The 25,022-nt window shown below is 64.1% G+C and carries 26 protein-coding genes; 17 read left to right on the top strand and 9 right to left on the bottom strand.

Annotated features, from left to right (window positions below; translation table 11 throughout):
* Positions 1–38 precede the first annotated feature (38 nt).
* Complete coding sequence (locus tag ABID26_RS03720) at positions 39–323, top strand: hypothetical protein (protein WP_292372625.1); 285 nt, start codon at positions 39–41, stop codon at positions 321–323.
* A 58-nt stretch (positions 324–381) separates the two neighbouring features.
* On the opposite strand, the gene ABID26_RS03715 is transcribed toward ABID26_RS03720, so the two are convergent.
* Positions 382–783: a GFA family protein gene (locus ABID26_RS03715; protein WP_126101459.1), complete on the bottom strand. Its 402-nt coding sequence runs from the start codon at positions 781–783 to the stop codon at positions 382–384.
* 110 nt (positions 784–893) lie between these two features.
* Between ABID26_RS03715 and ABID26_RS03710 the strand changes: the two genes are divergently transcribed.
* The 3 genes from ABID26_RS03710 (at position 894) to ABID26_RS03700 (ending at position 5,769) form a co-directional block, all read left to right on the top strand.
* Positions 894–1,667 carry a TlyA family RNA methyltransferase gene (locus tag ABID26_RS03710; protein ID WP_292372626.1) on the top strand — a complete coding sequence of 258 codons (774 nt, stop codon included), beginning with the start codon at positions 894–896 and terminating at the stop codon, positions 1,665–1,667.
* Positions 1,664–2,905 carry a class I SAM-dependent RNA methyltransferase gene (locus ABID26_RS03705; RefSeq protein WP_292372628.1) on the top strand — a complete coding sequence of 414 codons (1,242 nt, stop codon included), beginning with the start codon at positions 1,664–1,666 and terminating at the stop codon, positions 2,903–2,905. The genes ABID26_RS03710 and ABID26_RS03705 overlap by 4 nt, the downstream gene beginning before the upstream one ends.
* Before the next feature lie 167 nt (positions 2,906–3,072).
* Entirely contained in the window at positions 3,073–5,769 is a 2,697-nt protein-coding gene (locus ABID26_RS03700) for a caspase family protein (protein ID WP_354413888.1), read from the top strand.
* Between the two features lie 260 nt (positions 5,770–6,029).
* Here ABID26_RS03700 and ABID26_RS03695 read toward each other — a convergent pair whose 3' ends face one another.
* The 4 genes from ABID26_RS03695 to ABID26_RS03680 all read right to left on the bottom strand — a co-directional run bounded on the left by ABID26_RS03695 (position 6,030) and on the right by ABID26_RS03680 (position 9,220).
* On the bottom strand, positions 6,030–6,695 hold the full coding sequence (locus tag ABID26_RS03695) for a transglutaminase-like cysteine peptidase (RefSeq protein WP_189521314.1): 666 nt from the start codon (positions 6,693–6,695) through the stop codon (positions 6,030–6,032).
* 135 nt (positions 6,696–6,830) lie between these two features.
* Positions 6,831–7,100 carry an AbrB/MazE/SpoVT family DNA-binding domain-containing protein gene (locus ABID26_RS03690; protein ID WP_292372632.1) on the bottom strand — a complete coding sequence of 90 codons (270 nt, stop codon included), beginning with the start codon at positions 7,098–7,100 and terminating at the stop codon, positions 6,831–6,833.
* Positions 7,101–7,134: 34 nt separating this feature from the next.
* Positions 7,135–8,547 (bottom strand): metalloprotease TldD, encoded by a 1,413-nt coding sequence (tldD, locus tag ABID26_RS03685; protein ID WP_292372634.1) that lies wholly within the window; start codon positions 8,545–8,547, stop codon positions 7,135–7,137.
* 130 nt (positions 8,548–8,677) lie between these two features.
* A complete protein-coding gene (locus tag ABID26_RS03680; RefSeq protein WP_126101453.1) occupies positions 8,678–9,220 on the bottom strand; it encodes an invasion associated locus B family protein in 543 nt (180 codons plus the stop codon).
* Between the two features lie 327 nt (positions 9,221–9,547).
* Here ABID26_RS03680 and coxB point away from each other — a divergent pair, with 327 nt between their 5' ends.
* The 12 genes from coxB to ABID26_RS03620 all read left to right on the top strand — a co-directional run bounded on the left by coxB (position 9,548) and on the right by ABID26_RS03620 (position 19,365).
* Entirely contained in the window at positions 9,548–10,432 is an 885-nt protein-coding gene (gene coxB / locus ABID26_RS03675; protein ID WP_126101452.1) for a cytochrome c oxidase subunit II, read from the top strand.
* Between the two features lie 38 nt (positions 10,433–10,470).
* Complete coding sequence (gene ctaD, locus ABID26_RS03670; protein WP_126101451.1) at positions 10,471–12,120, top strand: cytochrome c oxidase subunit I; 1,650 nt, start codon at positions 10,471–10,473, stop codon at positions 12,118–12,120.
* Between the two features lie 70 nt (positions 12,121–12,190).
* Positions 12,191–13,135, top strand: a complete 945-nt coding sequence (locus ABID26_RS03665; RefSeq protein ID WP_354413882.1) for a heme o synthase — start codon at positions 12,191–12,193, stop codon at positions 13,133–13,135.
* Complete coding sequence (locus tag ABID26_RS03660) at positions 13,132–13,314, top strand: hypothetical protein (RefSeq protein ID WP_126101449.1); 183 nt, start codon at positions 13,132–13,134, stop codon at positions 13,312–13,314. The genes ABID26_RS03665 and ABID26_RS03660 overlap by 4 nt, the downstream gene beginning before the upstream one ends.
* A 7-nt stretch (positions 13,315–13,321) precedes the next feature.
* Entirely contained in the window at positions 13,322–13,954 is a 633-nt protein-coding gene (locus ABID26_RS03655; protein ID WP_126101448.1) for a cytochrome c oxidase assembly protein, read from the top strand.
* A 1-nt stretch (position 13,955) separates the two neighbouring features.
* On the top strand, positions 13,956–14,837 hold the full coding sequence (locus tag ABID26_RS03650) for a cytochrome c oxidase subunit 3 (RefSeq protein ID WP_292372636.1): 882 nt from the start codon (positions 13,956–13,958) through the stop codon (positions 14,835–14,837).
* An 85-nt stretch (positions 14,838–14,922) separates the two neighbouring features.
* The gene (locus ABID26_RS03645) at positions 14,923–15,339 is read left to right on the top strand and encodes a DUF983 domain-containing protein (RefSeq protein WP_292372638.1); all 417 of its coding nucleotides are present in this window, start codon (positions 14,923–14,925) and stop codon (positions 15,337–15,339) included.
* Positions 15,336–16,091, top strand: coding sequence for an SURF1 family protein (locus ABID26_RS03640; protein WP_292372640.1), 756 nt, complete (start codon positions 15,336–15,338; stop codon positions 16,089–16,091). Before ABID26_RS03645 ends, ABID26_RS03640 begins: the two co-directional genes overlap by 4 nt.
* Positions 16,092–16,229: 138 nt before the next feature.
* A complete protein-coding gene (ispH, locus tag ABID26_RS03635) occupies positions 16,230–17,234 on the top strand; it encodes a 4-hydroxy-3-methylbut-2-enyl diphosphate reductase (RefSeq protein WP_292339383.1) in 1,005 nt (334 codons plus the stop codon).
* Between the two features lie 6 nt (positions 17,235–17,240).
* Positions 17,241–18,203, top strand: coding sequence for a homoserine kinase (locus tag ABID26_RS03630; protein ID WP_292339382.1), 963 nt, complete (start codon positions 17,241–17,243; stop codon positions 18,201–18,203).
* The gene (gene rnhA / locus ABID26_RS03625) at positions 18,200–18,730 is read left to right on the top strand and encodes a ribonuclease HI (RefSeq protein ID WP_292366823.1); all 531 of its coding nucleotides are present in this window, start codon (positions 18,200–18,202) and stop codon (positions 18,728–18,730) included. Before ABID26_RS03630 ends, rnhA begins: the two co-directional genes overlap by 4 nt.
* A gap of 41 nt (positions 18,731–18,771) precedes the next feature.
* Positions 18,772–19,365 carry a histidine phosphatase family protein gene (locus ABID26_RS03620; protein ID WP_292366825.1) on the top strand — a complete coding sequence of 198 codons (594 nt, stop codon included), beginning with the start codon at positions 18,772–18,774 and terminating at the stop codon, positions 19,363–19,365.
* A 12-nt stretch (positions 19,366–19,377) separates the two neighbouring features.
* On the opposite strand, the gene ABID26_RS03615 is transcribed toward ABID26_RS03620, so the two are convergent.
* The 3 genes from ABID26_RS03615 to ABID26_RS03605 form a co-directional block, all read right to left on the bottom strand.
* Complete coding sequence (locus ABID26_RS03615; RefSeq protein WP_292303432.1) at positions 19,378–19,854, bottom strand: DUF2938 domain-containing protein; 477 nt, start codon at positions 19,852–19,854, stop codon at positions 19,378–19,380.
* Positions 19,854–20,336 (bottom strand): peroxiredoxin, encoded by a 483-nt coding sequence (locus tag ABID26_RS03610; RefSeq protein WP_292366828.1) that lies wholly within the window; start codon positions 20,334–20,336, stop codon positions 19,854–19,856. The genes ABID26_RS03615 and ABID26_RS03610 overlap by 1 nt, the downstream gene beginning before the upstream one ends.
* Before the next feature lie 79 nt (positions 20,337–20,415).
* On the bottom strand, positions 20,416–21,222 hold the full coding sequence (locus ABID26_RS03605) for a protein-disulfide reductase DsbD domain-containing protein (protein ID WP_354413875.1): 807 nt from the start codon (positions 21,220–21,222) through the stop codon (positions 20,416–20,418).
* 127 nt (positions 21,223–21,349) lie between these two features.
* Between ABID26_RS03605 and ABID26_RS03600 the strand changes: the two genes are divergently transcribed.
* Positions 21,350–21,955, top strand: a complete 606-nt coding sequence (locus tag ABID26_RS03600; protein WP_126102807.1) for a YqgE/AlgH family protein — start codon at positions 21,350–21,352, stop codon at positions 21,953–21,955.
* 177 nt (positions 21,956–22,132) lie between these two features.
* On the opposite strand, the gene ABID26_RS03595 is transcribed toward ABID26_RS03600, so the two are convergent.
* Positions 22,133–25,021, bottom strand: a complete 2,889-nt coding sequence (locus ABID26_RS03595) for an EAL domain-containing protein (protein ID WP_292339378.1) — start codon at positions 25,019–25,021, stop codon at positions 22,133–22,135.
* Between the last annotated feature and the right edge of the window lies 1 nt (position 25,022).

The following is a 25,022-nucleotide window of genomic DNA, read 5'->3' as shown; positions in this document are numbered from 1 at the left end:
CTGGTAAGACCTTGGTCTGAGGCAGGGAGATAAGAACAATGAAATCGTTGCTTTGCGGCATGGCCCTTGTGATGGCCATAGCCGCGCCGGTGGCAGCCGAAACGCGTTATGACCGCAACCTCGAAAAGGCAGTGGTCGACATCGTCGCCGGCAAGATGGGCAAGATCCGCGGCGGCTTTTCCTACAGGCAGGTTCCTCAGCTCGTGGTGCTGCCGGACGCCGCACCGGCCGCGCCCGTTCCGGTTGAGCCGCGTAAGCAGGCTTCCAACAATGACGGCCTGATGCCGGCCGTCGAGCGCCCGGTCTCGCGGACGGTTTTCTGATGCATGTCGCCCAAAAGTGCCTGGCGGTTTTGGGACAACGACATGCATCGAACAAAAATCAGAACCACATATCGCGCACGCAGCGGCCGTCGCGCGGCAGGTCGTCGAATGTTTCGAGACCGTCGAAATGGTCGATCGGCAGGTCGGCGACGGCCTCCGGCGGCGCCAGCCTGACATTGACGGCAATACGGGTACGGCCACTGGAGCTGGAGCGCAAACCGCGCCAGGCGAGCACGCAGGCGCATTTCGGGCAGAACAGGATCTCGAGCGCGGGCTCGGTCACTTCGGCACGCCTATAGGAACTCACCGGTCCCGCGACGCGGATGCGCTCGTCGACATAGTCGTAGGCCCAGAGCGTGCCATAGCGGCGGCAAAGCGTACAGTTGCAGGCCGTGATCGGGCCCGGATCGCCTTCCAGGGTCCAGTGGGCAGCGCCACAATGGCAGGTTCCCTTCAGCATCGCGTCCTCCCAAGGTGAAACGGCTTTTCGCCTCCGCATTCTGCCGCGTCATCCGCCATATTCAACACGCTGCCATTGCCTTCGCGGCTTGGTTTCGCCAATGAAGGCAGATGAACTCTCCGTTGCCAGCCAGCCAGCGCCAGCGGCTCGACGAACTGCTCGTCGAGCGCGGCCTGTTCGCCAGCCGTTCGCGCGCCCGCGACGCGATCGAGCGCGGCACGGTCACCGTCGACGGTGCTGTTGCCCGCAAGCCCGGCCAATCCGTCGCGCCGGACTGCCTCGTCGCCATCGACGATCCCGCGCAGGCCTATGTGTCGCGCGCGGCGCTGAAGCTGATTGCCGGCCTCGATCATTTCGGGCTCGATGCCTCGGGCAGCGAAGCGCTCGACATCGGCGCCTCGACCGGCGGCTTCACCCAGGTGCTGCTCGAGCGCGGCGCTGCCCATGTCACGGCGATCGATGTCGGCCATGGCCAGATCCATCCCGACATTGCCGGCGATCCTCGTGTGACGGTGATCGAAGGGCTCAACGCCCGCGACCTGACCGCCGCCGATCTCGGCGGCCGTATCCCGGATTTCCTCGTCTGCGACGTCAGCTTCATCTCGCTGAAGCTGGCGCTGCCGCCGGCGCTCGCCTTGGCGGGCGAGGGCGCCAGGGCGCTGCTGCTTGTCAAGCCGCAATTCGAGGCCGGACGCGAAGCGATCGGTAAGGGCGGCCTGCTCAAGGACCCAGGCGATGCCGAGCATGTTGCCGTCGATTTGCGCGACTGGCTTGCCACTCTGCCGGGCTGGCGCGTGCTCGGGCTGCACCCGTCGCCGATCGAAGGCGGCGACGGCAATCGCGAGTTTTTGCTTGGTGCCGTCAAGGACGCGGCACCGCGATGAGCTCGCGCTTCACCATCGCCAGGCTTGGCGCGCAGGGCGACGGCATCGCCGCTGCCGACGACGGCGAGGTCTTCATCCCGTTCACGCTGCCGGGCGAGACGGTCACAGCGGCGCGCCAGAAGGATCGCGCGGCACTGATGTCGGTTCTGGAAGCCTCGCCGCTCCGGGTCGAGCCACCCTGCCGGCATTTCACCGAATGCGGCGGCTGCGCGCTGCAGCATTTTGAGGCCGAGGCCTATCGCAAATGGAAGCGCGAACGGGTGGTGCAGGCGCTGAAGGTCAAGGGCATCGCCTGCGAGATCGACGCGCTGGTGCCTTGCGCGCCGCACACCCGGCGCCGCGTCGTCTTCAGCGCCCGGCGTACCGAGGCCGGCATGCTGCTCGGCTTCGTGCGCGCGCTTTCCTCCGAGATCATCCCGATCGAGGAATGCCCGATCTCGCTGCCGGCGATCGTTGCCGCACTCGATCGCCTGCGGCGGCTGGCCGATCTGGTCTGCGCCACGCCGAAAGCCTTCCACATGATGATCACCGTCACGGCGTCCGGCCTCGACGTCGCCGTCCAGGATGCCGGCAAGCTTGGCGAGAACCAGCGCCGCATCGCCTCCAATTTCGTGATGGCCGAGGGTTTGGCGAGGCTTTCCGTCGATGGCGAGATCATCGTCGAGCCGAAGAAGCCGGTGGTGCAGTTTGGATCGGTCGCCGTCGCCGTCCCGCCCGGCGCCTTCCTGCAGGCGACGGAGGCCGCCGAGCAGGCGATGGCCGGTCTCGTCGGCCAGCACCTTTCGCGGGCGAAGAAGGTCGCCGACCTGTTTGCCGGCTGTGGCAGCTTCGCGCTCAGGCTCGCGGCGAAGTCGGAGGTCCATGCGGTGGAGGGAGACGCGCCGGCGCTCGCGGCGCTCGACCGCGCCTTCCGTTTCGCCAGCGGCCTCAAGCGGGTAACCAGCGAGCGCCGTGACCTCTTCCGCCGGCCGCTGACCTTCAAGGAATTGAACGGCTTCGACGGCCTGGTCTTCGATCCGCCGCGTGCCGGCGCCGAGGACCAGTCCAAGCAGATCGCACGTTCGGATGTGCCGCTGGTCGCTGCCGTGTCCTGCAATCCGGTGACGCTGGCGCGCGACCTGCGCATCCTCCTCGACGGCGGCTATCAACTGAAGAGCGTGACGCCGATCGACCAGTTCCTGTGGTCGCCGCATGTCGAGGCCGTCGCGCTGCTGGAGAAACCGAGACGACGCCGGTAGTTCACAACCGGTGGTTCGCGGAAATTTGTGAAGGCCCTGTTCTTTCGACGAAATTGCGCCCCAAAGCCGCCTTTTTGCGGGTTTTAATTTTGCGCCGTTAGGGAAACATTCCTGCCTTTCCGGCGTTACTAATATGGCGGATGGGAGATAATGGACAGCGGATTGCAATGCAGACGCTTCTAAAATTCATCAGCCTCATCGTTGTTCTTACCGCGTTTGGCGTCGCGTCCGCGACGGGCGCGCTCGCGCAAGAGCAGAAACGCCTCGCTTTCGTTATCGGCAACGGCGCCTATCAGTCCGGCGAGCTCGCGACTGCCGCCAATGACGCCGGCCTGATCGCGCAAACTTTGCAGGCGGCAGGATTCGACGTGGTCGGCGCGCGTGATGTCGATCAGGACTCGTTGCGCGGCGCGCTGCGCGACTTCCTCGGCAAGGTCTCGGCCGCCGGTCCCGACGCGGTCGTCTTCGTCTACCTCGCCGGCCACGGCGTGCAGTTCGAGGGCGAGAATTACTTCCTACCAGTCGATGCCCAGATCGCCAGTCCGGCGGACGTGCCGCTTCAGGCGATGCGGCTCTCCGATGTCACCAGGTCGTTGGCCGGATTGCCGACGAAGGTAAACATCGTCGTGCTCGACGCGGCGCGGCCGAACGCCTTCCCGAAGATGAGCCAGCCTCTGGCCGGTGGTCTCGCGCTGGTCGATCCCGATCCGAACATGCTGATTGCGTTCAACGCGGCTCCAGGAACGGTCGCGCCGGAAGGCAAGGGCCCCTACGGCGCCTATGCTCAGGCCCTCGCCGAGATGATCCGCGAAGGCGGTTTGTCGCTCGACGAAGTCTTCGACCGCACACGTCTGCGCGTCAACGAGGTGACGCAAGGCGCGGAAGTGCCGTGGAACGCCTCGAAGATCACCACGTCGTTCGTTTTCTTCGATCGTGCTGCGGACGCGCCCGCGCCCAAGGTTTCTGAGGCCGAATCCCGGTCCAATCGGACCAGGGCGATCCGCGATTTCAACGCCCATGATGCCTATGTCGCGGCTCTCGACCGCGACACGATGCGCGGCTACGAGGATTTCCTCGTCGCTTATCCACACGATCCGATGGCTAAGCGCGTGCGCGTTATCATCGCTGCGCGGCGCGAGGCGATCACCTGGCGCGAGACCTGGCTGCAGGACACGCCCGAAGCCTACTGGTCCTATTTGCGGCGTTATCCGCGTGGCCCGCATGCGTGGGACGCGCGCCGCCGCCTCGAGCACTTCGATGCCGCCCTGGAGCCGCCGGAGGAATTCACCGTCATTGTCTATGATGTGTCGCCGCCGCCGGAGGAAGAGATCATCTATGTCGATAGGCCGGTGCTCTATTTCGACGATCCCGATTTCGACTTCGAGCCGCCGCCGCCGATCACTGTGATCTTCCTGCCGCCGCCGCCGCCGGATTTCGTCGTGCTTGAGCCACCGCCGCCGCCGGTCGACATCTTCGTGCTACCGACTCCGGTGTTCGTGCCGATACCCGTGTTCATCAACCCGCCGCGCCACATCGTGCGGCCGCCGAACGACATCATCTTCAACAACATCCACAACACGACCGTCATCAACAACATCAACACGACGATCAAAAACGAGACCATCAATCGGGCGGCGCAGCCTAGCGCCGGTGTCCAGGTGGACCGCAGAACAGGCCAGAAGACGATGGAAGGCGCCGTTGGTGCCCGCGCGGATGCGCTGGCGGCCAAGGTCGCGTTGCCGCCGCTTCTGCAGAAGAGGGCGGCCAAGGTCCGTCAGGCCCCGTCCAATCAGCAACAGGGCGCCTTGCCGCCGAAGCCTGGCCAGCGTGTTATCCAGGGCCAGCAGCAGCCTGGTGCCGTGACCCCGCAGCCGGAGACCCTGTCCAGAACCGGCAAGCTCTCAACCGATCACGCCTTGCCCGGAGCCAATGGCAAGAGGCTGCCGCTCGTCAACGGCAAGCCGGCGCTGAATGGCGAGAATTTGCCAAGCAACAAGTCCAGGAAGCAGCTCGGTAAGCAAGGCATAGTAGGCGGCAACCAGGAGGCGACGGGAAATGCCGGTGCCGCCGTGACCGGAGAGCAGGACACCGGTCAGCGGAAGGGCAAAAAGCTCCGCAAGCTGCCCACCGTCAACGGCATGCCGGCCGACAACGGGCAGAACGCGCAGGAGAGGTTCAGGCAGAACAATCCCAAGGCATTATCCGATCGCAACAATGGCAAGCCGAGGAAGCTGACGCGCAAGGAATTGTCCGCAGGCCAGTCCGTTGTCGAACCGAACGATCAAGGTTCGGCCGGCGTACGCGAAAAGGGCAGGAAGTTCCGCAAGCTGCCTGCCGTCAACGAGATGCCGGCCGAGAACCGGCCGAGCGTGCGCGAGCGACTCAGGAGGAACAATCCCGACGTGTTCTCCGATGAAAATCAGGGCTCCGCCAACGCCAAGAGCAGGAAGTTCCGCAGGCTGCCGACCGTCAACGGTGAGCCGGCCGACAACGAGCCGAGCATCCAGAAGCGACTCAGGAGGAACAATCCGACCGTGTTCTCCGACGAGAATCAGGGCTCGGTCAGCGGAAACGACAGGCGCAGGATGTTGCGCCGGCTGCAGAACGAAGAAGGGGCGGGCGGCCCGGAGGTCAACGTCCAACGCAACTTCAAGGTCAACAGGCCGAACGAGAATGCGCAGCGCCAGTTCAGGCAGGAAAGGCCTGACGAGCAGGTGCTGCGGCGGCAGAGATCGGAGCCACGGCCGGAATTCCGTTCGCAGCCCAGACCGCAGATGCAAGAACGGCGTCTTCCGCAGCAGCAACCGCAGCTCAAGAAGAAGCCTTCTTGCGGACAGCAGGGCGAGCCGGCCTGCAACCAGTAGGCTGGCGCGGTCGGACCTGCGCCTTACCTTTGCGAACCGATTTTTCGGCCATGAACTTGCAAGGCAGGGGCGCCGGTCTGTAGCGCGTATCAACCGTCAAAAGTGGAATGCCTAAAGTAGGTCGCGTGAAAAAGGATTCACGCGACCTTGCTTTAGGTTCTTGATTTTAAGCATGTCTTCGTCCCGAAACCGGGCCCACTTTCGGGAGACATGCTTTAGGCTCTCGCAGGCCGCTCAGCCTGCACGCCTGGCGGCGTCCGTCAGGTTTTCGGCGTGCCGCCGCGCTGGTTGATCGACACCCAGATGTTCGGGTTCTGCTGCGACTGGCGTTTCAGGAAATAATAGCCGGTCGCGTTCCAGGGCCTGATTTCATCGACCAGATTGTCGAGCACGAGATCGCCCTTGTCCGTCTTCACCGTCAGTATGGTATGACCTTCATTGTTGAGGTCGCGCACCACGGTCATCAGCAGCGCCTGCCTGGGAAATCCCGCTTCCATGAGAAGCTTGCGCTTGTAGAGCGCGTAAATCTTGCAGTCGCCCTTGCCGTCCACCGGATAGTCCCAGTGGTCCATCATCGTGCCCCAGTGATCGTAATTGCTGACGGGCTTGATGGCGCGGTTCGCCTTTTGGTTTATCCGCTTGAGGGTGCGCAGGTTCTGCGCGGTCAGCTTGACGTGAGCGGCCGGCAAAGCCGCCACCTTGCATTCTTTCGGCCGGCGGCCGCAGAAATCGAGCCAGCCATAGGGAACGCTGGTGCGCCCCCCGACCGAGGCGGAGCGAACGCTATCTGCGGAAGACTGAGTCGATGGCCGCTTGAACAGTGTCGACTGCGCCGCTGCCGTGTCTACGGATAGCGACGTCGTACCAATCAACGAAACGAGGCCGAGGAGGAAAGAAGAGGTCAGGACGCCAGGGAAACGCAGCACTGCCAACACCGCAACGAGAAGACTGGTGACGAGTTAACGCGGAAACGGCGGTCCAATCAATTGAACAATTAATAATTTCCTAACATGATCGTGTTCGCGTCCGACGAGGCCGCTACGCCTCTTCAAGGATTGGCATCAATCGCGAGCGTGGCGCCGCTGCGCTTCGGCAAGGACGCCGGCGTCCATTTCTTCCAGCGTCTTCGCACCATGCGGCAGGACGCCAAACACGTCCTCCGCCCGCGTCGGCGCAAAGGCCGGCACCGGCCTCAAAAGAACGCCCTCTGGCGTGTCTTCGACCTGCAGGTGCGTGCCAGCACCCCAGCCCCTTCGTTCCCGTATGGCGCTGGGCAGGGTCACCTGTCCCTTGGTCGAGACGGTCGTTGTGAGTTTTTTGGAGCCGGTCATTTGGGCTTGATAATACCGAAACGGCCCCCATGCCTCAAACCCTGGTGCCGCCCACCGTCATCTGGTTCATCCTGAGATGCGGCTGGCCGACGCCGACAGGCACGCCTTGTCCAGCCTTGCCGCACATGCCGATGCCGTTGTCGAGCTTCATGTCGTTGCCGACCATGGTGACGCGATGCATGGCATCCGGCCCATTGCCGATCAGCATCGCACCCTTGATCGGCTGCGTCACCTTGCCGTCCTCGATCATGTAGGCCTCGGTGCAGCCGAACACGAATTTTCCCGAGGTGATGTCGACCTGGCCGCCGCCGAAGGAGACGGCATAGATGCCGCTCTTGACCGAGGCGATGATCTCTTCCGGCGGCATGTCGCCCGCGGTCATGTAGGTGTTGGTCATGCGCGGCATCGGCTGATGCGCGTAGCCCTCGCGGCGGCCGTTGCCCGTCGCCTTCATGCCCATCAGACGAGCGTTCTGGCGGTCCTGCATGTAGCCGACCAGTCTGCCGTCCTCGATCAGCACGTTGCGCGCCGAAGGTGTTCCTTCGTCGTCGACGGTGAGCGAGCCGCGCCGCTCGGCGATCGTGCCGTCATCGACCACGGTGACGTCCTTTGCCGCGACCTGCTGGCCCATAAGGCCGGCGAAGGCCGAGGTCTTCTTGCGGTTGAAGTCTCCTTCCAGCCCATGGCCGACCGCCTCGTGCAGCATCACGCCCGGCCAGCCGCTGGAAAGCACGATGTCGAAAGTGCCCGCCGGCGCCGGTACGGCCTCGAGATTGACCAGCGCCTGCCTCAGCGCCTCGCCCGCGGCGTGCTTCCAACTCTCCTCGGTGAGGAACTCGCCAAAGCTCTTGCGGCCGCCCATGCCGTAGGAGCCGCTCTCCTGCCGGTCGCCGTCGCCGACCACCACCGAGACGTTGATCCTGACCAGTGGGCGGATATCGCGCACAACCTGGCCGTCGCCGCGCACGATCTCGACATGCTGCCAGGAGGCCGCGAGCGAAGCCGTCACCTGGCGTACGCGCGGATCGGCGGCGCGCAGCCAGGCGTCGATCTCCTGCAACAGCTTGGCCTTGGCCTCGAAACTGGGCGAGGGGATGGGGTTCTCGTCGCCATAGAGGTGGCGATTGGTGCCGGCGGGCGCCGCGGCGAGCGTACCGGAGTAACCGCCCTTGACCGCCGAGACGGCATCGGCCGCGCGCAGCAGCGAGGCCTCGGAAAGATCGCTGGAATGGGCATAGCCGCTGGCTTCGCCTGCGACGGCGCGCAAGCCGAAACCCTGGTCGGTGTTGAAATTGGCCGTCTTCAGCCGGCCGTTGTCGAACATCAGCGCTTCGCTCTCGCTGTATTCGAGAAACAGTTCGCCGTCGTCGGCGCCCTTGATGGTGTCGGCGACGATCTCTTTGACGCGGTCGTCGGAAATGTCGAATTGGCCGATCAGGCTGTTCATGGCAGGGCTGTCCGCTGGCGGTTTCGTCTTTCCCCGATGTAGGGGCGAAGACAGGTCAAGACAATCGCCGCCGTTCACACGGGATCGTCGTCGCCGCGGGCCGGCTGACGACCGCATTGCAACGCAGGGCTCAGGGCAGGGCGGCGAAGCCTTCGGCGAATCCCTTCAGATCGACGGGAATTCCGATGCCTTCCTCCGGCGTCTGGAACACGATGAAGGTGGCCGAGGTGCCGCTCTTCAGCGTGTCGAGCAGCGGCTTCTCGAGGATCACTTCCGCATAGCAGCCGTCCTGGAAGCAGCGCACGAAATAGGCGCGGCCGATGTCCTTGCCGTCGACATTGAGGCCAAGCCCGTTGGGCAAGAGCACGCCGAGCGGCGCCAGCACCCGCAGGATCTCGGCCTTGTTGTCGGCGGTGCGCAGCACCACCACCGAAAGCCCCATTTCCGGACGGTCCTCGGCGACGACGTTCTGCATCATCACGCATTGCTCGGAGGTCGCGCCGGCCGGCGTGTCGCAGATGATCGACCACGCTCCATGCGTCGACTTGACCGTGCCGCTGGGCGGCGCGGCGGTCTGAGGCGGCGCGGCGCTCGCCACGCCGGTCAGGCCGGCGCCAAGCAAGGCGGCAAGGAAGACGACCTTCGCCAAGGGTCTCGAAAGCCAGGAAGTCATGACGGCTCCATTGCGAATCAGGGCACTTTAAGCTGCGCCAAGGCCAAGTAAAGGACGAGACCGTCGCCGGCCCGCCCAGATACCGGCAATTACGCGCTTTTCCAGAGCAAATTCGCCCGAATTGCGACCGCCCCGCGCGCACCGCCCCGATGGCCGGGGATGCCCTTTAGGTTGCGCGCAAAAATGCCGCACGGTTTCGCCCGCTCCTTCCTTGCGGAGGGAATTAGAGTATGGTTTGAACCAGCTAGGGACTGACCGGGATTCCCAATCCCGGCGTCGTTCGTTATTGGTGCGATCCGATTGCAGGAAGTGGGAGACGAGAGGGCGATGAGAAAATTCATGGCAAGCGCCAGGCTTCTGGCAGGTGCCGCGGCTGCTGGCGCGCTCCTCTCCGGCGTGCCCGCCTATGCGGATCAGCCGCAGCCTTGGGAGACCGCCTTCCAGGCGCCCGCGACCGAAATGATGCGGCAGATCGAGTGGTTCGGGAACTACACGATGTGGTTCGTCGTCCCGATCACGGTCCTGGTGCTGGCGCTGCTTGCCGTTTGCGTCCTGAGGTTCCGCGCCAGCGTGAACCCGGTTCCTTCCAGGACCAGTCACAACACGCTGATCGAGGTGATCTGGACGGTCGGGCCGGTGATCGTGCTGTTGCTCATCGCTATCCCCTCCTTCCAGCTGCTGACCGCGCAGTACACGCCTCCGGAAGAAGCCAAGCTCACCGTCAAGGCGACCGGCAACCAATGGAACTGGGACTACGAATACCAGATCGACAAGAGCTTCTCCTTCAACTCGGCCGTTCTCCAGGATGCTGACCGCGCCAAGGCCGGCAAGGAAGACCGCAACCTTTATCCGCGCCTGCTCGCCGTCGACAACGAGTTGGTGGTGCCGGTCAATACGACGACCCGCGTGCTGATCACCGCCACCGACGTCATCCATTCCTTCGCCGTTCCGTCCTTCGGCATCAAGATGGACGCCGTGCCCGGCCGCACCAACGAGACCTGGTTCAAGGCGGAGAAGGAAGGTCTCTACTATGGCCAGTGCTCGCAGCTCTGCGGCAAGGATCACGCCTTCATGCCGATCGCGGTCCGCGTCGTCTCCGACGCGCAGTTCAAGACCTGGCTGGAGACGGCCAAGACCGACGTGCCTGCCGCCAACAAGGCGCTGATGGCCGCGATCGATGGTACCAACAAGGTAGCGGCCGCCGGCAACTGACGCCGCGGGTTAGCAAGATTTAGGGAACGGAGCGGAATATGGCAGAGGCTGCAGCTCACGACCACCACGACCACAGGCCGCATGGCTGGGTCCGCTGGGTGTACTCGACCAACCACAAGGACATCGGCACGCTCTACCTGATCTTCGCGATCATGGCAGGCATTGTCGGCGGCGCGCTTTCGGTCGCCATCCGCATGGAGCTGCAGGAGCCGGGCATCCAGATCTTCAGCGGTCTGGCGCAGATGGTCTACGGCATGCAGGGCGATGCCGCCATCGACGGCGGCAAGAGCATGTACAATGCCTTCGGCGCCGCGCACGGCCTGATCATGATCTTCTTCATGGTGATGCCGGCGCTCATCGGCGGCTTCGCCAACTGGATGGTGCCGATCATGATCGGCGCGCCGGACATGGCCTTCCCGCGCATGAACAACATCTCCTTCTGGCTGCTGCCGCCGGCCTTCCTGCTGCTGCTCGGCTCGATGTTCGTGCCGAGCGCACCGGGCGCATTCGGCGTCGGCGGCGGCTGGACGATCTACCCGCCGCTCTCGACCTCCGGCCAGCCTGGCCCCGCGATGGACCTGGCGATTCTGTCGATTCACATCGCCGGCGCCTCGTCGATCCTCGGCGCGATCAACTTCATCACCACCATCTTCAACATGCGCGCGCCTGGCATGACCATGCACAAGATGCCGCTGTTCGCCTGGGCGGTGCTGATCACGGCCTTCCTGCTGCTCTTGTCGCTGCCGGTTCTGGCTGGTGGCATCACCATGCTGCTCACCGACCGCAACTTCGGCACCTCCTTCTTCGTGCCGGACAATGGCGGTGATCCGCTGCTCTTCCAGCACCTGTTCTGGTTCTTCGGCCACCCCGAGGTGTACATCCTGATCCTGCCGGGCTTCGGCATCATCAGCCACATCGTCTCGACCTTCTCGAAGAAACCCGTCTTCGGCTATCTCGGCATGGCCTACGCCATGGTCGCGATCGGCGCTGTCGGCTTCATCGTCTGGGCGCACCACATGTACACGACCGGACTGTCGCTCGACACGCAGCGCTATTTCGTGTTCGCCACCATGGTCATCGCGGTGCCGACCGGCGTGAAGATCTTCTCCTGGATCGCCACGATGTGGGGCGGCTCGATCTCCTTCAAGCCGCCGATGCTGTGGGCCCTGGGCTTCATCTTCCTGTTCACGATCGGTGGCGTCACCGGCGTCCAGCTCGCCAATGCCGGCCTCGACCGCTCGCTGCACGACACCTATTTCGTGATCGCCCACTTCCACTACGTGCTGTCGCTGGGCGCGGTGTTCGCCATCTTCGCCGGCTGGTACTACTGGTTCCCGAAGATGACCGGCTACATGTACTCGCCGGTGATCGCCAACACCCACTTCTGGGTCACCTTCGTCGGCGTCAACCTGATCTTCTTCCCGCAGCACTTCCTCGGTCTCGCTGGCATGCCGCGCCGCACCGTCGACTATCCGGATGCGTTCGCGGGTTGGAACATGGTCTCGTCCTACGGCTCCTACATCGCGGCCGTCGGCGTGGCGATCTTCCTTTATGGCGTGTTCGAGGCCTTCCAGAAGAAGCGCGTCGCTGGCGCCAATCCGTGGGGCGAGGGTGCCACCACGCTCGAATGGCAGCTGCCTTCACCGCCGCCGTTCCACCAGTGGGAACAGCTGCCGAAGATCAAGTAAGCAGCGATGCATGCGAGGCCGCCGGTGAGCCGGCGGTCTTGGTCAACGGAATGATGGACTTTAAGTACGCATGGCCCTTGCCGACGACAGATTGATGGAGAAAGCGGGCTTTCACATGTCGGAAGCGACCGCGGGCGATTTCTTCGCCCTCCTGAAGCCGCGCGTCATGTCGCTGGTCGTCTTCACGGCCTTTGTCGGCATGGTCGCGGCGCCGGTGGCCATCAATCCGCTGTTGGCGGTGATAGCCATCCTGGCAATCGCCATCGGCGCAGGCGCCTCGGGCGCGCTCAACATGTGGTACGACGCCGACATCGACGCGGTGATGACCAGGACCGCCGGCCGTCCGGTGCCGGCGGGCCGCGTCACGCCCGGCGAGGCGCTGAGCTTCGGTCTGGTGCTCTCCGTTCTGTCGGTGATGACGCTTGGCGTGCTGGTCAACTGGCTGTCTGCGGCACTTCTTGCCTTCACCATCTTCTTCTATGCCGTCGTCTACACGATGTGGCTGAAGCGCTGGACGCCGCAGAATATCGTCATCGGTGGAGCCGCCGGCGCCATCCCGCCGGTGATCGGCTGGGCGGCGGTGACCGGATCGGTCAGCCTCGAAAGCCTGATCCTGTTCCTCATCATCTTCCTCTGGACGCCGCCGCATTTCTGGGCGCTGGCGCTGTTCAAGTCCGATGATTACGCCCGCGCCGGCATTCCGATGATGCCGAACGTTGCCGGACCTGCCTCCACGCGTCGCCAGATATTTGCCTATGCGCTGATCCTCGCGCCGGTTGGCGTGCTGCCCTGGCTGCTCGGCTATACCACCGCTGCCTATGGCGCCATATCTGCCGTGCTGGGCGCGGGCTTCGTCTGGTATGCCTGGAAGGTGCTGTGGATGAGCGACATCGACCGCGCGATGAAGCCGGCCAAGGCGCTGTTCGGCTATTCGCTGCTCTATCTCTTCGCAATCTTCGCCGCCTATCTCGTCGACAGCGTGGTCGGGCGCGCCCTCATGACGGGGGGAGCATGATCGTGGCCGACAAGAACCTCGAACTGGTCACCTTGACCGAGCGCCAGCGGAAGGCGCGGCGCAACCGCTCCGTCGCCATCGGCGTGGCGCTGGCCGCGCTGGTCATCATCTTCTACGTCGCGACCATCGTGAAGTTCGGCCACAATGCTTCTGGCCTCACGCCTACGAACTTGATGTGAGGCGGCGATGAGCGGCGAGATCACCACCAGGCCCGTCAGGAAGAACAGCAACCGCGTCGTCGTGGCGGTCTGCCTGGCCTTCTTCACCGGCATGGTCGGCATGGCCTACGCGGCGGTGCCGCTTTACAAGATGTTCTGCCAGGCCACCGGCTATGGCGGTACGACGCAACGCGCCGAGAAGCAATATGCCGGCCGCGTGCTCGACCGTGACATCACCATCCGCTTCGACGCCAACACCAACGGCATTCCGTGGCAGTTCGAGCCCGTCGCCCGCTCGGTGACGATCAAGATCGGCGAGACCACGCAGGCGCATTACAGCGCCACCAACAAGTTCGACCGCCCCATCACCGGCCGCGCCTCCTTCAATGTGCAGCCGGAAATGGCAGGCGCCTATTTCAACAAGGTGGAGTGCTTCTGCTTCACCGACACGACGCTGAAGCCCGGCGAGACGCTGGACATGCCGGTCGTGTTCTATGTCGATCCAGACATCGTCAACGTGCCGGAGCTGAAGGACTTGAAGACCATCACCTTGTCCTACACGATGTTCCCGGTCGAAAAGAAACAGCCGGTCGCGTCGTCGGCGCCGGCCGCTGGCAGCAGCAACAAAGTTCCAGATTCCGAAGCAAGCCTCGGGGGTTGATATGGCAGACGCGCACGCAAAACCGAACCACGACTACCATCTCGTCAATCCGAGCCCCTGGCCTTTCCTGGGCTCGATCGGCGCGCTGGTCACGGCCATTGGCGGCGTCTGCCTGATGCAGTATCTGAAGGCGGGCAACTTCCCGATCTTCGGCCACAACATCGCCAATCCGTGGCTGTTCTTCATCGGCCTGATCATCGTGCTCTACACGATGTTCGCCTGGTGGTCGGACACCATCAAGGAAGCGCATGAGGGCCACCACACGCGCGTCGTGTCGCTGCACCTGCGCTACGGCATGATCATGTTCATCGCCTCCGAGGTGATGTTCTTCGTCGCCTGGTTCTGGGCCTTCTTCGACGCCAGCCTGTTCCCCGGCGAGGCGGCGCAATATGCCCGCACCACCTTCACCGGCGGCGTCTGGCCGCCGAAGGGCCTGGAGGTTCTCGACCCCTTCCACCTGCCGCTCTACAACACCATCATCCTGCTCCTGTCGGGCACGACGGTGACCTGGGCGCACCACTCGCTCATCCATGGCGACCGCAAGGGGCTGATCAACGGCCTAGTGCTGACCGTCGGCCTCGGCATGCTGTTCACCATGGTGCAGGCCTACGAGTACATGCACGCGCCCTTCGCGTTCAAGGATTCCATCTACGGCGCCACCTTCTTCATGGCGACCGGCTTCCACGGCTTCCACGTCATCATCGGCACCATCTTCCTCGCCGTCTGCCTGGTGCGCGCGATACGCGGCGACTTCACCCCGAAGCAGCATTTCGGCTTCGAGGCGGCCGCCTGGTATTGGCACTTTGTCGACGTGGTGTGGCTGTTCCTGTTCAGCTGCATCTATGTCTGGGCCTCGAACGGCGCGATGATCGAAGCCCATTAAATCAACGGCTTTCGGAATCCCAAAAAGGCGGCTGCGGCGACGTGGCCGCCTTATCTTTTTGAGCGAAAGGGTCTAGGGTGCGGACATGAGCGAAGACAAGGCGATCGAAGATAGGGCGATCGCAGACAAGGCGATCTGGCCCCCCATCGACCCGGTTTCGGCCGGACTGCACGGCCGCTGCCCGCGCTGCGGCGAGGGCAAGCTGTTCTCCGGCTTCCTCACCGTCGGCAAGCGCTGCTACAATTGCGGCCTCGACTATTCCTTCGCCGATGCCGGCGACGGCCCGGCTGTCTTCGTCATCCTGATCATCGGCTTCATCGTCGTCGGCTTGGCGCTGTGGATGGAAGTGACGCTCAGCCCGCCGCTCTGGCTGCATTTCATCTTGTGGATACCGCTGGCGCTGGTGCTGTGCCTGACGGCGTTGCGCCTCATCAAGGGCGTGCTGATCACCCTGCAATATTCGAAGAAGGCCGCGGAAGGTAGGCTGGACCCGGGCCAATGAGCGAAGCGACCAGTTCGGCTGCCGGCCATTCGCGGCCGCGCAACGCATTGCTGCTTGGGCTTGGCCTTGTCCTGTTCGCCATTCTCCTCGGTCTCGGCACCTGGCAGGTCCAGCGCCTGCACTGGAAGGAAGGGCTGCTCGAAACCATCGACAGGCGCACCCATGCGGCGCCCCTGCCGCTGGCAGATGTCGAGAAGCAATTCGCCGCCACACACGATGTCGACTACATGCCGGTGACGGTGACCGGTACTTTCCTGCACCAGGGCGAGCGGCATTTCTTCTCGACCTGGGAAGGCGATACCGGCTTCAACGTCTACACGCCACTGCGGCTCGACGACGGCCGTTTCGTGCTCGTCAACCGCGGCTTCGTTCCCTACGATCTCAAGGATCCGGTCAAGCGCCGGCAGGGCGAGGTCGCCGGCAAGGTGACGGTGACCGGGCTCGCCCGCAATCCGCTGCCGGAAAAGCCCTCGATGATGCTGCCCGACAACGATGTCGCCAAGAACATCTTCTACTGGAAGGACCGCGACGTCATGGCTTCGACCGCGGGCCTGCCTGCCGGCGCCGTGCTGGTGCCGTTCTTCATCGACGCCGACAAGACACCGAACCCCGGCGGCCTGCCGGTCGGCGGCGTCACCATCATCGATCTGCCGAACAACCATCTGCAATATGCCGTCACCTGGTACGGCCTTGCCGCCGCCCTTGCCGCCGTGCTCATCCTCAGGCTCCGCCGCACGGCGAAAGAAGGGTGAACGCCGCCGCTCTTGACAGGGCAGGGGTGCACGTCTCATTTCGCCTACATCAAAGAGATAGAGCATGATGTCGTCCGAAAACCGCTTCACACTTTTCGGCATCATGCTCTTGATTCCGACTGAACCGGTTTCGCATTCATGACCGAGAAAAAGCCACCGCTGACCATCAGGCTCTGCCAGCCGCGCGGCTTCTGCGCCGGCGTCGACCGCGCCATCCAGATCGTCGTGCTGGCGCTGAAGAAGTACGGCGCGCCGGTCTATGTCCGCCACGAGATCGTGCACAACCGCTATGTGGTCGAGGGGCTGCAGAGCCTGGGCGCCGTGTTTATCGAGGAACTATCCGAGATCCCGCCCGAGCATCGGCGGTCACCGGTCGTCTTTTCCGCGCATGGCGTGCCGAAATCGGTGCCGGCCGATGCCGAGGCGCGCAACCTCTTCTATCTCGACGCCACCTGTCCGCTGGTGTCGAAGGTGCACAAGCAGGCGATGCGCCACCAGCGGCTCGGCCGCCACGTGCTCTTGATCGGCCATGCCGGCCACCCGGAGGTGATCGGCACGATGGGCCAACTGCCGGAAGGTGCTGTGACCCTGATAGAAACCGAGGCGGACGCGGCGCGCTTTGTGCCGGCGGACCCGGCGGCGCTTGGCTTCGTCACCCAGACGACATTGTCGGTCGAGGACACCGCCGGCATCATCCGGGCGCTTGAGCAGCGCTTCCCCGAATTGCATGCGCCGGCGGCCGAATCGATCTGCTATGCCACCACCAACCGCCAGGAGGCGGTGAAGGAAACGGCCGCCGGCGCCGACCTCTTCCTCGTCGTCGGCGCGCCGAACTCGTCCAACTCGCGGCGCCTTGTCGAAGTGGCGGAACGCGCCGGTGCCGCGATGTCGCTTCTCGTGCAGCGGGCTTCCGAAATTCCGTGGGATGAGATCGGCGAGATTTCGACGCTCGGCCTGTCGGCCGGCGCCTCGGCGCCGGAAATCATCGTCGACGAGATCATCGACGCGTTCCGGCAGCGCTTCGACGTCACCATCGATCTGGCCATCACGGCCACGGAAACGGAGGATTTTCCGGTGATGCGGGTGTTGCGCGATGTCGAACTGACGGCGGCCGACATGGCCTTCGTCAATGGAGCCGCGTAAACCCAAATGGCCGTCTACACCGACGTCAACGAAAACGAGCTCAGCACGTTCTTGAAAGCCTATCCGGTGGGCGAGCTCTTGTCCTACAAGGGCATCGCCGAGGGCACCGAGAACTCAAATTTCCTTGTCCACGCCTCCACAGGGTCCTACATCCTGACGCTCTACGAGAAGCGCGTCGACAAGGCCGATCTGCCCTTTTTCCTCGGCCTGATGGGCCATCTGGCACGAAAGGGCATTTCCTGCCCGCTTCCGGTCACCGCGCATGACGGCACCGTCATCGGCACGCTTGCCGGCCGCCCCGCCGTCATCATCACCTTCCTCGAGGGCCTCTCGCTCAGGCGCCCGACCGCGGCGCATTGCGCCGAGGTCGGCAAGGCTCTGGCCGCGCTTCATCTCGCCGGCCGGGATTTTCCGATGAAGCGGCCGAACGCGCTTGCCATCGATGGCTGGCGCAAGCTCTGGGCCGCATCGCGCGACCGCGCCGACGAGGTCGAGCCGGGGCTGGCGGCCGAGGTCGACGCCGACTTCCTCGACTTCGAGCGCAACTGGCCGGCCGGTCTGCCGCAAGGTATCATCCATGCCGATTTGTTCCCGGACAATGTCTTCTTCCTTGGCGAGAAGCTGTCCGGCTTGATCGACTTCTATTTCGCCTGCGACGACCTCTACGCCTACGATGTCGCCACTTGCCTCAACGCCTGGTGCTTCGAGAAGGATTTTTCCTTCAACCTCACCAAAGGCACGGCGCTGCTTGCCGGCTACCAGTCGGTGCGGCCGTTGGAGAGCGAGGAAAAGGCGGCGCTGCCTATGCTGGCGCGCGGCTCGGCGCTGCGCTTCATGTTGACCAGGCTCTATGACTGGCTGACCATTCCCAATGGCGGCCTGGTGATGAAGCGCGATCCGACCGAATATATCCGCCGCATGCGCTTCCACCGCGCGATCAAGTCTCCTTCCGAATACGGGCTGACATGAGCAAGCAAGTCGAGATCTTCACCGATGGCGCCTGCTCCGGCAATCCAGGGCCCGGCGGCTGGGGCGCCGTGCTGCGCTACAACGGCGTCACCAAGGAGCTGTCGGGCGGCGAGGCGGAGACCACCAACAACCGCATGGAATTGCTAGCCGCGATCACGGCGTTGAATGCGCTGAAAGAGACCTGCACGGTCGACCTCTACACCGACAGCAAATACGTCATGGACGGCATTTCCAAATGGATCCATGGCTGGAAGAAGAACGGCTGGAAGACCGGCGACAAGAAGCCGGTCAAGAACGGCGAACTCTGGCAGGCGCTCGACGATGCCAACCGGCGCCACAAGGTCATCTGGCACTGGGTGAAGGGCCATGCAGGCCACCCCGAGAACGAGCGCGCCGACGAACTGGCGCGGCAAGGCATGGCGCCGTTCAAGAAAGGCCCGGTCAAACCTGTTGCGGCTTCGCAGCCGGTTACGCGCGCAAAGCAGCCTTCGGTCGCAAAGGCGCGGCGCTCGACCCAAAGTTACTGAGTTCCCCAAGCAGTTCGCGCTCTGATCGGAGGAGCTCTGTCGTGCCGATCGCCTACTACATCACGCACCCCCAGGTTCAGATCGACGGCAGCATCCCGGTGCCGGAATGGGGACTGTCCGACATCGGCAGAGCGAGAGCCTCTGCAATGCTCGATCAGCCCTGGGTGGGATCGATCCGGCGTATCGTTTCGTCGGGTGAGCGCAAGGCAATCGAAACCGCCGAAATCCTGGCGAAGCATCTTCGTCTTGCCGTCGAGGTGAGGGAACGCATGCATGAGAATGACCGGTCGGCAACCGGCTTTCTGCCGCCGCCAGAATTCGAAGCGGTCGCTGACCAGTTCTTCGCCAATCCGCACGTCAGCATCCGCGGATGGGAGCGGGCTGTCGATGCCCAAAGTCGTATCGTGGGCGAAGTCGAACGCGCGCTCGGAACCAACCAAGGCGATGACGTCGCTTTCGTCGGCCATGGAGGAGTGGGAACGCTCTTGCTGCTCCATCTCAGCGGACGGGAGATCAGCCGCGAAGCGGATCAACCGGCGGGCGGCGGTAATTATTTCGCTTACGATGTCGGCGCACGACGGATCATCCACGGATGGCGGCCGATCGACAGGCCGGCGCCGCAGCACGGCAGTTAACCACTCGAGAATTCAGCGGACCAGTAGCGCCGTCGAGAACAGGCCGAGCGCGAACACCGTGTGCGAGACGAGGTTGAGCGTGCGGACCAGCATCGGGTTGGGCAGTTTGGACGCAGCCCAGCCGGCGCCCATGCCGGGCGCCAGCAGGAACCAGCCGGCGCCGACGGTGACGATACCGAGGATGAAGGCCGGCAGGAAGGTCGGCGCGGCAAGCCAGCCCGCTCCCGCAAGCACGACCAGGATGACGCCGTAAAGCATGCCGACGAGATAGTGGAACGCCCAGCCCAGCGCCTTTTCATGCGCATAGGGCGCGGCCTTCCCGATGTCGTCGTGGAACACCTTCTCCGGCAGATGCCGCACCCAGCGTCCGACCAGGCCCCAATTCGGCCTGGGCAGGCCGAAGGCCTTGTTGAGTAAAATCGCCCAGACGTCCATGAAGACCGTGGCGCCGATGCCGATCGCGACGGCGCGCCAGACGATGTCGAGCATCAGAGTTGCTCGAGGATCTTGGCCGCGCCGCTCTGGTCGACACCCGGCTTGGTTTCCACGTTGAGCGCCGTAACCTTGCCGTCGTCGACGATCATCGAAAAGCGCTTCGAGCGCAGCCCCATGCCGTTTGCGGAAAGGTCGTTGTCGAGCCCGACCGATTTGGCGAAATCGCCGCTGCCGTCGGCGAGGTAAAGGATCTTGCCTTCGCCGCCGGTGAAGCGCGCCCAGGCGCCCATGACATGGACGTCATTGACCGAGACGACCGCGATGGTGTCGACGCCGCGCGCCAGGATGGCGTCGTGGTTCTCGAGGTAGCCGGGCAGGTGGTTGTTGCTGCAGGTCGGCGTGAAGGCGCCTGGCACGCCGAACAGCACGACCTTCTTTCCGGCAAAGATTTCGGCGCCTGTGATCGGCTTCGCGCCGTCGGCGGTCATGATCTTGAATGTCGCCTGGGGCAGTTTTTCGCCAACCGAAATGGTCATGGGTTCCTCGCTTGGGAGATTGGAAGGATCTGTGCGTATCGGACCGAGCTGCTTTCCGCAATCACCGAGCGAGCCTGGATCAAGGGAAAGGCAGCACCCCGTCGACCGAACCCTCGGCGCTGGTCAGCGTGTAGTAGAGCCCGCAATCCGTGGGCGTCGCCGACGGCCGGTCGAGGATCGGCACGGTGAAGACGACCTTGCCGTCCTTCTCGCTCCGCACCGGCGCGCCGAACATGTAGTCGCGCTCGCCGGCGATGAAGAAATCGACGGAATCCGGATCGCCTGGCGAATGCGCCTCGACGACAAGGGTTTCGTGGTCGCCGGGCAGCACGCGGACGCCGAAATCCGGCCGCGCGGGAGAGGGAAGCGTTGCAAGCGCCGTTTTCACCAGTGCTGCGTCCGTGGCGTTGTCCGGATCGGACGCCGGATCGACGCTGAGCCGCGTCTGCACCGGAATGCAGATCGTCTCGCATATGCCGAGAAAGACGTTGGCATCGATGGTCGCCGGCTGGTCGGGCGCCGACAGCGTGAAGGTCACCGGCAGCGACACCGGGCGGTCGTAGCCGGACCATTTGCCATAGCCGTCGTCGTGGCGCTGCGGCGGCGGAAACGACAGCCTTGCGTCGGCGATGTTGGTGCTGGCCGAAATATCGAGCTGCGGCGGCACGCCGGCGTCGCCGGGGTCGCGCCAATAGGTTTTCCAGCCGGGCTTCAGCGCGATGTCGAGCACGCCGTGGATCTTGCCCGCCTCGTCCGGCTTGCCGCTGGTCACCAGCCGCACTCTGCCGCCTTCGCTGTTGTACCAGGCCGAGGACGATGCCTCGGCAGGCAGGCCCGCACCCAGGCCGATGACGGCGCCGAGCGCCACAATGTTCAGGTATCGCATGGCGGTGATTTGATCGCCCGTTCTTGGCCGCGCAATGATTTCATGTTCCAGCCGGTATCATATTTGCGTGACATCCGGCAGCCTCACCATCTTTTCGGCGCGGCGGAAACGCGTTACGCTCAGCCTCATGGACCTATTGCGCCACAAGAAGAGGGCCGGGCGCGGCTTTCTCGACGATCAGTTCCTGATTGCCATGCCCGGCATGAAGGACGACCGTTTCACGCGCTCGGTCATCTATATCTGCGCCCACAGCGACGAGGGCGCGATGGGCCTGATCATCAACCAGACGCAGCAGATGCTGTTCCCGGACCTTCTGGTGCAGCTTGGCATCATGAACGAGCAGGAGGCGATCCGCCTGCCGGCGCATGCCCGCGACTTCGTCGTGCGCAATGGCGGGCCGGTCGATCGCAGCCGCGGCTTCGTGCTGCATTCTGGCGACTATCGCGTGGAATCCTCGCTCAGCGTCTCCGACGACATTTGCCTGACCGCCACGGTCGACATCTTGCGTGCCATCTCGACGGGCCGCGGACCGCGGCACGCGCTGATGGCGCTCGGTTATGCCGGCTGGGGTGCCGGCCAGCTCGAAAGCGAGATCGCCGAGAATGGCTGGCTGACCTGCCCGGCCACGACCGAGCTTTTGTTCGACGCCGACATCGAGCGCAAATACGACCGCATCCTCGCCTCGATCGGCATCGACCTCGCCCATTTGAGCGCCGCCGCCGGTCACGCTTGAGCACCTTCGTCATCCTAGGGCGAAGCAGGAGCGAAGCTCCGTCGCGGAGATACTAGGATCCATTCCGTGACATGGACCATAGAGTGCACCGGTGCAGAATTCTGCACCGGTTTCAACGCTTTAACGTCACGGCATGGATCCTCGGGTCAAGCCCGAGGATGACGAAGCGATGTGCCTCTAAGCCTGCGTCAGAGGATACTGCTCCCTCAAGGTCTTCAGCACCTGGTCGCCGGGCATCGGCGCGCCGAACATGAAGCTCTGGACATATTCGCAGCCCATCTGGCGCAGCTCCAGCGCGTCGCTCTCGTCGGAAATGCCTTCGGCGACGACCGACAGGCCGAGCTCATGCGCCATGTTGACCATGGATTTGAGCAGCACCGCCCGCTTCGGTGTGTCGTCGTCGACGAAGCTCTTGTCGATCTTGATCGTGTCGAAGGGGAAGCGCGTCAGATAGGACAATGAGGAATAGCCGGTGCCGAAATCGTCGAGCGATAGCCCGATGCCGAGCTGCTTGAGCTTGGTCAGCACATGCGCGGTCTGCTCGGGGTTGTCCATCACCAGGGACTCGGTGAGCTCGAGCCGGAAGCAGCGCGGTTTCAGATTGGCGCGCGCGATGACCGAGCGGACATCGCTGACGAGATCGCGGCGGATGAGCTGCCGGCTGGAGAGATTGACCGAGACCGACAGCGGTGCGTCCCCGATCTGCTTCTGCCAGGCCGCCAGGTCCTCGGCCGCCTGCTGCATGGCAAACAGGCCGAGCTGCACGATCAGCCCGCAATTTTCGGCCACCGGGATGAAATCCCCCGGTGGGATCATGCCGCGCCGCGGGTGATCCCAGCGCAGCAGCGCCTCGAAGCCGGCGACGCTGCCGTCCTCCAGCCGCACGATCGGCTGGTAGGCAAGGGTGAATTCGCGTCGCTCGATGGCGCGGCGAAGGTCGGATTCGAACTGCAGCCGGTCGGTGCCGACGGTGCGGAAGGCCGGCCGGAACGGCTCGATCCTGTCGCCGCCGAAGCGCTTGGCCTGGTGCATGGCAAGCTCGGCGTCCTTGACCATGTCCTCGGACGAGGTCTGCGCCGTCGTCCAGGTGATCAGGCCGATCGAGGCGGTCAGCACGATCTCGCGCTTGGCGAAGGTGATCGGATTGTTGATGGCATGTTTCACGGCGTCGGCCATTGCGGCGATGCGGGCCGGATCCTGCTCGGAGAGCAGCATCAGCGCGAACTGGTCGCCGGCAAAGCGCGACAGCGAATCCTTGGGCTTGAGCAAACGGTGCAGCCGGCGCGCGATGGTGAGCAGAATGGTGTCGCCGGCCGAGATGCCGAGACCGTCATTGACCTGCTTGAAGCGGTCGATGTCGATGACGAAGACGGTCGGGCGCACCTTGTCCTCGGTGCGGGCGATCGAGATGATCGCCTCCAGCCGGTTCATGAACAGCTCGCGGTTCGGCAGGCCGGTGAGGTTGTCGTGCACGGCGTCGTGCAGCAGCCTCTCCTCGGACTTCTTCTGCTCGGTCACGTCGACCATCGTGCCGACGCAGCGGATCACTTCGCCGTCCGAGCCGATCACTGGCCGTGCGCGCAGCGAGAACCAGTGATAGTGGCCGTCGGCGCCGCGCAGGCGGAAGTTCTGTGCCACCCGGCCTCGGCGGTGCTCAAGCACCACGTCGAGCGTGGTGCGGAAGGTGTCGCGGTCGTCGGCATGCAGCACCGGCAGCCAGTTGCGCGCCGCGCCCGACAGGCTGTTGGGGGCAAGCCCGAGCTGAATGCTGATGTCGGGCTTGGTCACCACGCGGTCGCGCAGCACGTCCCAGTCCCACACGATGTCGCCCGACCCGGCGACGGCGAGCGCCTGGCGCTCGAGATCCGAGAACAGGCCCTGGTGCAGCGCGCCGCCGGCAAAGGCGTGCTGCATGACGGTGAAGCCGATCAAAAGGATGATCAGGATCAGGCCGCCGCCCAGCGCCGGCTGGGCGATGTCGTTGTCCAGCATGCCGGTGATCGCCATCCACGACCCGCATAGCCAGAGCAGCACCATGACCCAACTCGGCACCAGCATGATGGCGCGGTCGTAGCCGCGAATACCGAGGAAGATGATCAGGCCGAGGCCGGTGAGCGCGGTGGCGGCGAACGAGATGCGGGCGATGCCGGCGGCCACCGCCGGATCGACGATGGCCACACCGGCAATCAAGAGCAGCCCGAGGATCCAGACCAGGGCGCCATAGCTGAAATGGCCGTGCCATCGGTTGAGGTTGAGATAGGCGAACAGGAACACCACGAAGGTTGCGGCCAGAGCCACCTCGGTGCCGGCACGCCACATCTGTTCGTTGCCGGGCGAGATCTCGATGACCTTGTTGAGGAAGCCGAAATCGACGCAGATATAGGCAAGCACCGCCCAGGCGAGCGCGGCGGTTGCCGGGAACATCGAGGTTCCCTTGACCACGAACAGGATCGTCAGGAACAGCGCCAGAAGCCCGGCGATGCCGATGACGATGCCGCGAAACAGCGTGTAGGAATTGACCGAGTCCTTGTAGGATTCCGGATCCCAAAGATAGACCTGCGGCAGCTTCGGCGAGGCAAGCTCGGCGATGAAGGTGACGACCGTTCCGGGGTTCAGCGTCACCCGGAAGACGTCGGCGTCCGGGCTGGTCTGGCGGTCGAGCGCGAAGCCTTCGCTGGGTGTGATCGCCGCGATGCGCGTCGAGCCGAGGTCCGGCCAGAAGATGCCGGAATTCACCAGGCGGAAATGCGGCGCGACGATCAGCCGGTCGAGCTGCTGGTCGGTGGTGTTGGCGAGCGCGAACACCGCCCAATCGCCGGTCGAGCGCGCGTCATTGGCCTCGACCTCGATGCGCCGCACGATACCGTCGGGCCCGGGCGCGGTCGAAACCTGGAAATTCTCGCCCTGGTTCCGGTAGATCTCGACGGCGCCCGAAAGGTCGAGCGCCTTGTCGTCGCGGGCGATCTTGATCGGCTCGACAGCAAGCGCGGGCGCGGCCGCCGAAAGCGTGACGACGACCGCAAGGATGAGGGCGAACAGCGACGCGATTCGCGAAAAATTCGTCACA

Source organism: Mesorhizobium shonense (genome assembly GCF_040545255.1).
Taxonomy (GTDB): Bacteria; Pseudomonadota; Alphaproteobacteria; order Rhizobiales; family Rhizobiaceae; genus Mesorhizobium; species Mesorhizobium shonense.
Note: the sequence above shows the minus strand (reverse complement) of the source record. Positions and strands in the feature narration are given on the sequence as shown.

What these genes read in the sequence shown, in the direction of transcription:
- rnhA (WP_292366823.1), top strand. Translation starts at nt 18,200, where the DNA reads ATGAGCAAGCAAGTCGAGATCTTCACCGATGGCGCCTGCTCCGGCAAT.
- ABID26_RS03665 (WP_354413882.1), top strand. Translation starts at nt 12,191, where the DNA reads ATGGCCCTTGCCGACGACAGATTGATGGAGAAAGCGGGCTTTCACATG.
- ABID26_RS03645 (WP_292372638.1), top strand. Translation starts at nt 14,923, where the DNA reads ATGAGCGAAGACAAGGCGATCGAAGATAGGGCGATCGCAGACAAGGCG.
- ABID26_RS03705 (WP_292372628.1), top strand. Translation starts at nt 1,664, where the DNA reads ATGAGCTCGCGCTTCACCATCGCCAGGCTTGGCGCGCAGGGCGACGGC.
- ABID26_RS03600 (WP_126102807.1), top strand. Translation starts at nt 21,350, where the DNA reads ATGGACCTATTGCGCCACAAGAAGAGGGCCGGGCGCGGCTTTCTCGAC.
- tldD (WP_292372634.1), bottom strand. Translation starts at nt 8,547, where the DNA reads ATGAACAGCCTGATCGGCCAATTCGACATTTCCGACGACCGCGTCAAA.
- ABID26_RS03630 (WP_292339382.1), top strand. Translation starts at nt 17,241, where the DNA reads ATGGCCGTCTACACCGACGTCAACGAAAACGAGCTCAGCACGTTCTTG.
- ABID26_RS03655 (WP_126101448.1), top strand. Translation starts at nt 13,322, where the DNA reads ATGAGCGGCGAGATCACCACCAGGCCCGTCAGGAAGAACAGCAACCGC.
- ABID26_RS03715 (WP_126101459.1), bottom strand. Translation starts at nt 783, where the DNA reads ATGCTGAAGGGAACCTGCCATTGTGGCGCTGCCCACTGGACCCTGGAA.
- coxB (WP_126101452.1), top strand. Translation starts at nt 9,548, where the DNA reads ATGAGAAAATTCATGGCAAGCGCCAGGCTTCTGGCAGGTGCCGCGGCT.
- ABID26_RS03700 (WP_354413888.1), top strand. Translation starts at nt 3,073, where the DNA reads ATGCAGACGCTTCTAAAATTCATCAGCCTCATCGTTGTTCTTACCGCG.
- ctaD (WP_126101451.1), top strand. Translation starts at nt 10,471, where the DNA reads ATGGCAGAGGCTGCAGCTCACGACCACCACGACCACAGGCCGCATGGC.
- ABID26_RS03680 (WP_126101453.1), bottom strand. Translation starts at nt 9,220, where the DNA reads ATGACTTCCTGGCTTTCGAGACCCTTGGCGAAGGTCGTCTTCCTTGCC.
- ABID26_RS03690 (WP_292372632.1), bottom strand. Translation starts at nt 7,100, where the DNA reads ATGACCGGCTCCAAAAAACTCACAACGACCGTCTCGACCAAGGGACAG.
- ABID26_RS03720 (WP_292372625.1), top strand. Translation starts at nt 39, where the DNA reads ATGAAATCGTTGCTTTGCGGCATGGCCCTTGTGATGGCCATAGCCGCG.
- ABID26_RS03615 (WP_292303432.1), bottom strand. Translation starts at nt 19,854, where the DNA reads ATGCTCGACATCGTCTGGCGCGCCGTCGCGATCGGCATCGGCGCCACG.
- ispH (WP_292339383.1), top strand. Translation starts at nt 16,230, where the DNA reads ATGACCGAGAAAAAGCCACCGCTGACCATCAGGCTCTGCCAGCCGCGC.
- ABID26_RS03660 (WP_126101449.1), top strand. Translation starts at nt 13,132, where the DNA reads ATGATCGTGGCCGACAAGAACCTCGAACTGGTCACCTTGACCGAGCGC.
- ABID26_RS03610 (WP_292366828.1), bottom strand. Translation starts at nt 20,336, where the DNA reads ATGACCATTTCGGTTGGCGAAAAACTGCCCCAGGCGACATTCAAGATC.
- ABID26_RS03640 (WP_292372640.1), top strand. Translation starts at nt 15,336, where the DNA reads ATGAGCGAAGCGACCAGTTCGGCTGCCGGCCATTCGCGGCCGCGCAAC.
- ABID26_RS03650 (WP_292372636.1), top strand. Translation starts at nt 13,956, where the DNA reads ATGGCAGACGCGCACGCAAAACCGAACCACGACTACCATCTCGTCAAT.
- ABID26_RS03710 (WP_292372626.1), top strand. Translation starts at nt 894, where the DNA reads ATGAACTCTCCGTTGCCAGCCAGCCAGCGCCAGCGGCTCGACGAACTG.
- ABID26_RS03605 (WP_354413875.1), bottom strand. Translation starts at nt 21,222, where the DNA reads ATGCGATACCTGAACATTGTGGCGCTCGGCGCCGTCATCGGCCTGGGT.